Source organism: Streptomyces sp. NPDC031111, from assembly GCF_055570675.1.
Genome location: NZ_JBVIGS010000052.1, coordinates 1 through 6,072, shown reverse-complemented (window position 1 = coordinate 6,072; position 6,072 = coordinate 1). Strand labels below are relative to the sequence as shown.

Annotated in this window: 5 protein-coding genes; 1 reads left to right on the top strand and 4 read right to left on the bottom strand. The window is 69.2% G+C overall.

Features of this window, described 5'->3' with window-relative positions; translation table 11 throughout:
* The 4 genes from ACZ470_RS40390 to ACZ470_RS40375 form a co-directional block, all read right to left on the bottom strand.
* Positions 1-794 (bottom strand): SUMF1/EgtB/PvdO family nonheme iron enzyme (locus ACZ470_RS40390; protein WP_468434947.1); only part of this gene is annotated, 794 nt, incomplete at its 3' end.
* Complete coding sequence (egtA, locus tag ACZ470_RS40385) at positions 791-2,092, bottom strand: ergothioneine biosynthesis glutamate--cysteine ligase EgtA (protein ID WP_468434946.1); 1,302 nt, start codon at positions 2,090-2,092, stop codon at positions 791-793. The genes ACZ470_RS40390 and egtA, both read right to left, overlap by 4 nt.
* Before the next feature lie 379 nt (positions 2,093-2,471).
* Positions 2,472-3,920 carry a dihydrolipoyl dehydrogenase family protein gene (locus ACZ470_RS40380; RefSeq protein ID WP_468434945.1) on the bottom strand — a complete coding sequence of 483 codons (1,449 nt, stop codon included), beginning with the start codon at positions 3,918-3,920 and terminating at the stop codon, positions 2,472-2,474.
* Positions 3,917-4,477, bottom strand: coding sequence for a DUF308 domain-containing protein (locus ACZ470_RS40375; protein WP_468434944.1), 561 nt, complete (start codon positions 4,475-4,477; stop codon positions 3,917-3,919). Before ACZ470_RS40375 ends, ACZ470_RS40380 begins: the two co-directional genes overlap by 4 nt.
* Positions 4,478-4,825: 348 nt before the next feature.
* Here ACZ470_RS40375 and ACZ470_RS40370 point away from each other — a divergent pair, with 348 nt between their 5' ends.
* A complete protein-coding gene (locus ACZ470_RS40370) occupies positions 4,826-5,254 on the top strand; it encodes an organic hydroperoxide resistance protein (protein ID WP_468434943.1) in 429 nt (142 codons plus the stop codon).
* Positions 5,255-6,072 lie beyond the last annotated feature (818 nt).

Genomic DNA, 6,072 nt, shown 5'->3' with positions numbered 1-6,072 from the left:
ATCGAGTTGCGGCGGATGTGGGCCCAGCCCTCGGCGGTCCACCAGCGGGGCTCGTCGTAGCCGCCGTCCGCGATGAACGCCTGGTACGCCGCGTTCGTCACCGGCGTGGTGTCGATGAAGAACGGCGCCACCTCACGCCGGTGGGCGGGACGTTCGTTGTCCAGCGCCCACGGCTCGGTGGAGGTGCCCATCGTGAAGGGCCCGCCCGGCACGAGGACTTCGCGCGGGCCGGCGAACAACCCGACCGGGTCCGGATCAGGGGCGCTCAGGACCTGCGGGCCGGTCCGCAGCTGATGGGTGATCAGCATGGTCTCGTCGTGCTGCTGCTCGTGCTGGGCGACCATGCCGAAGGCGAAGGCTGCCCGAGTCAGCCGTCCGCCCTCCAGCTCCGCCCGCTCCAGCACCTCCAGCGCCCGGCCCCGCACCTCGGCCACATAGCCACGCGCCTCCCCGGGCGACAGCAATGGCAGCTTCGGCCGCTCGGCGCGTGGGTGCTCGAAAGCGTCGTAGAGGGGGTCGATCTCAGGCCGTATCGCCTCATGGCCGCCCACAGCCCGCAACAGCCACTGCTCCTCCTGGTTGCCGATGTGCGCGAGGTCCCACACCAGCGGCGACATCAGCGGCGACACCTGACCTGTCAGAGCCGGGCCCTCCACACAACTCGTCAGCAGCGTGGTCCGGTCACGGGCGGCGACCAGCGCGGTCAGAGCCTGTTCGCGGAGAATCTCAACGTCGAACGTCGGTTCGGCGGCGGTCTCGTTTCCGGTGGCCGTGTCCATGGCGGGGTCGTTCATGAGCGGGTCTCCCTCCCGTGCGGTCCGCGGCTCACGCGGTCCGGCGTCTCCAGCAGATCGTCGGCAGGGCAGCGGCCCCGACGGACGTAGCGCTCCAAGTGCTCGGCGACGGCGTCCGTGACGCGCGTCGTGGCGCCGAGCCGGGGCAGGGCGGCGAGTGCCGCGCGGAAACACGTGTCGGCCGCCTCACGCAGTTCCGGATCGGTGAGGGCGAGGCGGGCGGCGTCCTGGTACAGCGAGTTGTGTGGGGCGGGGGATCCGAGGGAGCGCTCGGCCAGGGGCTTGACGGCCCTGTAGGCGGTCTCGGTGGCCCCCGGGTCGTCGAACAGTGCCGCCGTCACGGCCAGGGGCACGATCCAGCCGTCCTCACCGGGCTGCGCGTCGATCATGCGCAGTTCCAGGTGGCCGCGTGGCCTGACCGGAGGGAACAACGTCGTGAGGTGATAGTCGAGGTCCTCCCTCGTCGGCGCCCTGGGGGTCCGGTGCCGCGTCCACTCCAGGAAGGTCATGGCCTCGGGGACGTCCCAGGGCCCGTCGTCCCGGCGCACGCACATCACCGGCGCGTTCAGGACGTGCTGGGTCCACGCGCCGCGCGGATCGGAGGTGAGCGGGGGACCGCCGGCCCGGCCGGTGCCGATCTGTGTCCACCGCAGCTGACGGGTGGACCGCCAGCCCGTGGGCCGACCCCCGGCGAGCGGGGAGTTGGCGAACGCTGCCAGCAGCACCGCTCCCAGATGATGGGCCAGCCACCACCGCCGCACGTACCCGTGAGGGCCCGGCTCATCGTGCCCGGCGTCCAGGCTCACCTGCACGGAGGCCGAGGTACACATCATGAAGCGCCCGGCGGGACCTGTGCGGTCCAGAGACGCCTCCAGGGCGTCGTAGCGGGGCTGCCGCAGGAACCGCCGGGGTGCCTGCCAGGGGTCGTGGCCGAGACCGACGAGAGCGAGGCCGTCCTCGCGCAGGACCGCGCGGACGGCGTCCAGGTCGGCGGAGACGGTACGGACGCAGTCCATCAGGGAAGCGGCCGGGGCGGAGCTCAACTCGAGCTGACCGCCGGGTTCGATACTCAGGGACGACTTCAGGGACAACGTCCGCAGGGTGGTGTACACCTTCTGGAGACGTTCGGGCGTCACGGGGACCCGTGGTGCGTGCGTGTTGTGGACGAGCCATTCCACCTCGACCCCGAGGAGGCGTGGCGGGCCGGTCTTGAAGCAGATGCCGCGGACCAGGGCTTCGGCCTCGGCCTCGCTGACCGCGGCGCCGGGCCTGATGCGACTGCCGTGTGCATCGGACATCAGCGTTCCTTTCCTAGTGTCGTTCCGCTGGATGCCGTCGGCGATACAGCCGGCGAGCGTGCTCGGCGCCGCCGTGCTTGCAGCGGTCGGTGCCGGTATCAACGAGGCGTCAGCGGCTCACAGTTCTTGCGCACCGTGAACACGGAGTTCGTCGGCACGGCCACTCCGAGCCCGACGGCGCCGTGCCGACGATCGGTTCGGGCGAACGCACGCGGGCGTATCCCCTGACGGCTGTCACGTTCTTCGCCGAGCGGTGGCAGCGGCGAAGGCCGAGGAGCCACGGTCGCACCACAAACAGCGGTGCACGACTGCTGGTCGCGTATGGCGATGTCTCGTCCTGGCCCTGGATATGAACGGGGGCGAGACATCGGTCGGACGGTCAGCGTCCGTAGGCTTCCAGCAACCGCAGCCACACCTCGCTGATGGTGGGATACGCCGGGACCGCGTGCCACAACCGGTCCAGGGGAACCTCACCGGCGATTGCGATCGTCGCGGCGTGCAGCAGTTCCGCGACGTCCGGCCCGACCAGCGTGAAACCGACGATCACCTTGCGGTCCTCGTCGACGACCATCCGGGCACACCCCTGATAGCCGTCGGCGTGCACGGCCGAACCCGCAACGGTACCCAGGTCGTAGTCCACGACCCGGGTCCGCAGCCCCGCGGCCTGCGCCGCGGCCGCGGTCAGCCCCACCGACGCCACCTCCGGCTCGGTGAACACCACCTGCGGCACCCAACGTTCATCAGCGGTGGCCACATGTCGGCCCCACTGACCGTCCTCGACCTCCTCGCCCTTGGCCCGCGCCACGATCACATCACCCGCGGCGCGCGCCTGGTACTTGCCCTGGTGCGTCAGCAGCACACGTCGGTTGACGTCACCGGCCGCGTACAGCCACCCCCCGCCCAGCACCTGACCGTCGTCGCCGATCACCCGCAGCGTGTCGTCCACCGCGAGCCGGCCCTCCGGCTCCAGACCCACCTGGTCCAACCCGATGTCCCGCGTGTTCGGCCTGCGCCCGATCGCCACCAGCAATTCATCGGCCTCGACCAGGTCGCCGCTGGTCAGCGTGACACGCACCGTGCCGTCACCGGCACGCTCCACTGCGGCCGCTTCCGCGCCCACCAGCACCGTCGCACCGGCCTCCCGCAGCGAGGCGGTCACCCGCTCCCCCACGAACGGCTCCGCCAGCGGCAGCACGCCATCACGCGCCAGCATCGTCACCCGCGAGCCCAGTGCGGCGAACGCCGTCGCCATCTCCGACGCCACCGCACCACCACCAATGACCGCCAGGCGCGCCGGAACCGCGTCCGCCGCAACCGCCTCCCGGCTGGTCCACACTCCCGACTCGGCCAGACCCGGGACATCCGGCAGCAGCGCCGAACTGCCCGTCGCCACTACCACCGCATGCCGGGCAGTCAGCGAGGTCACCGCACCGTCCTCGCCCACCACGTCCACCACACGCTCGCCACCGATCCGCCCTTGTCCCCGGAAGAAGGCGATCCCGGCCGACTCCAGCCAGGACACCTGCTCATCGTCCTTCCAGTGCGAAGCGAACACGTCGCGGCGCGCCAGCACCGCCCCCGCGTCCAGCTCCCGGGTGACCGCCTCACGAGCCCCCGGCAACCGCTGCACGGCTCGCAACGCCGCCGCACCGCGCAACAACGCCTTGGTCGGTAGGCACGCCCAGTACGAACACTCACCACCGACCAGTTCCCGCTCCACGATGGCGACGCTCAGCCCGCCCCGCACCACCCGGTCGGCGACGTTCTCCCCCACCGGGCCCGCACCGATGACGATGACGTCATATCTGTGTGCGCTCACGCCGCTCACTGAGCCTTCGCTGTGCGGCCCAGCCGCAGAGCCGAGATCAGGAAGAACACGGCGCCCGGAATCGCGTAGCCGATAGCGCCGGTCAGCGCGGGATCGTCCGCACCCGCCGACGCGATGAACGACACACCCGCCAGCACCGAAATACCCCCACTGAGGATCATCGGCCACTGGCCACCCATCTTCCGCCGCGGAATCGCCACGACCAGTTGCACCAGACCGGCCACGACCGCCCAGGCACCCCACACCCGCAGCACCGCCGGAACACCCGACGCACACGCGAACGCAAGACCGACCGCCGTCACCGAACTGACCGCCACGTTCACATACAGCAGCTTCGGCGAACCCGTACTGCGCGACACCTTCGCGTCATAGACCGCCGCACCCACATCGAACACCGGGTACAGCACCAGCAGCACAGCCCCGGCCGGAGTGATCTCCTTGGCCATCGTGAACATCACAAGGGCCCAGACCAGAGCAAACACGAACCGGACGAAATACAGCCGCCGCAAAGCGGAAGCAGTCCCGGCCAGGCCGGGCTGAACAGCAACAGCGCTCACGATGATCCTTTCGATAGAGAGCGGAGAGGAAGGCGCTCAGCGTTCCCGCGAGCCTTCTCTCGCCATGAGAGTGGTCCTGGGCGTTCACCCACCCGGAAGAACGACCGTTCTGCCGCAGCAGCATGGCAAGTGAGCGCCGTAGTGTCAATACAGAACGTTCTACCCACCCGTCAGGACGTAGAACGTTCGGTATTGACAGAGGGTGAGCCGGCAGGGATACTCAAAGAAGACCGAACGTTCTCCCCCCATGCCTGCGACTCCGCTCTGTGTGCCACGCCGCAGAGCCACTCGCCGCAGCAACCAGGCGGACGCGGATGTACGGGCTTACCTCATATCAAAGGACATCTGATGACAGACACCATCTATGCCGGAATTGCCACCTCCACCGGCGATGGCAGGGCCGGAGGCCGAGTCCAGACCGATGACGGCCTGCTCGACCTCTCGCTGGCGATCCCGAAGGAGATGGGCGGTCCCGGCGGGGCGACCAACCCCGAGCAGCTGTTCGCCGCAGGCTGGTCCGCATGCTTCCACTCGGCGCTCAAGGCTGTCGCAGCCCAGCAGAAGACCACCCTTGTCTCGTCCACCGTCGTCGCCGAGGTCGGGGTGCAGCGGACGCCGGAAGGCGGATTCGGCCTCAGCGCCACGCTGCGCATCGAGCTGTCGGACATCGAGCAGACGGCGGCCGACAAGCTGGTCGAGGCCGCCCACGCGATGTGCCCCTACTCCAATGCCACGCGCGGCAACATCCCCGTTGCCTTCGAGGTCAAGACTGTTTGACACCGACGGTCGGGAGTCGGCCCTTCCCGTCGTTCCGACGGAGCCAGGTGCGACTCGGCACCGGCAGGTCGACCACGGTGATCGGCGCCTGCCCGTACTGGTTGCCGACTGACCTTGCGCGCGGCCGGCCGTAACTCACCGGACACCGCTCGGGGTTCAGTCGGCACACCGATAGGGGCCCTGACCGCCGAAGCGGATCGGCTCGCCTTCCGAGGTGACCGCGACCTGCTGCTCACTGCGGGCGTCTCGGCCCGTTCGAGTGGATCGCCGCTCGAACGGGCTCCGACGCGAAGCTCGCGCTGCGGACCGGATACTCGCCGACACCGGCCCGCCCGCACTGCCTGCCGGATCGAGCACGGTTTTGCCCAACGTGGCTTGCAGCCCCAACCGTTATTGTTCCCGGGCACACGACTGTCTCCGGACGGAGTGCTCGACCGGTTCCTTCGGCTCCCCCACTCCCTGCCGTTCCAGGGGTTGCGAGGCGCCTGCGCCGCTCTGAACGTGCGCGGGAGGGCTTCCGCGGCAGCGTCCTGAACGCCTATCCGGACCCGATCGTCTCGCGACAACCGCGTCGCGGGGGCGATGCATGCGACCACGGTGATCAATCCCCTGCCGACGCAGCCGGCGGTCCGCGGGATGCAGGAAAGAACGTTCTACCTGATGTAACGTGTAAATTACTCTGGATATTGTCAAGACCGAACGTTCTACTGTTTGGTAGCCTTGGTGGTTATGAGTCGGAGTACTGAAGGCGGCAACATCTCTGAGGCGCGAGCGCGGCTCCTCAACACGGCGACCCGGATCTTCTACACCGAGGGAAT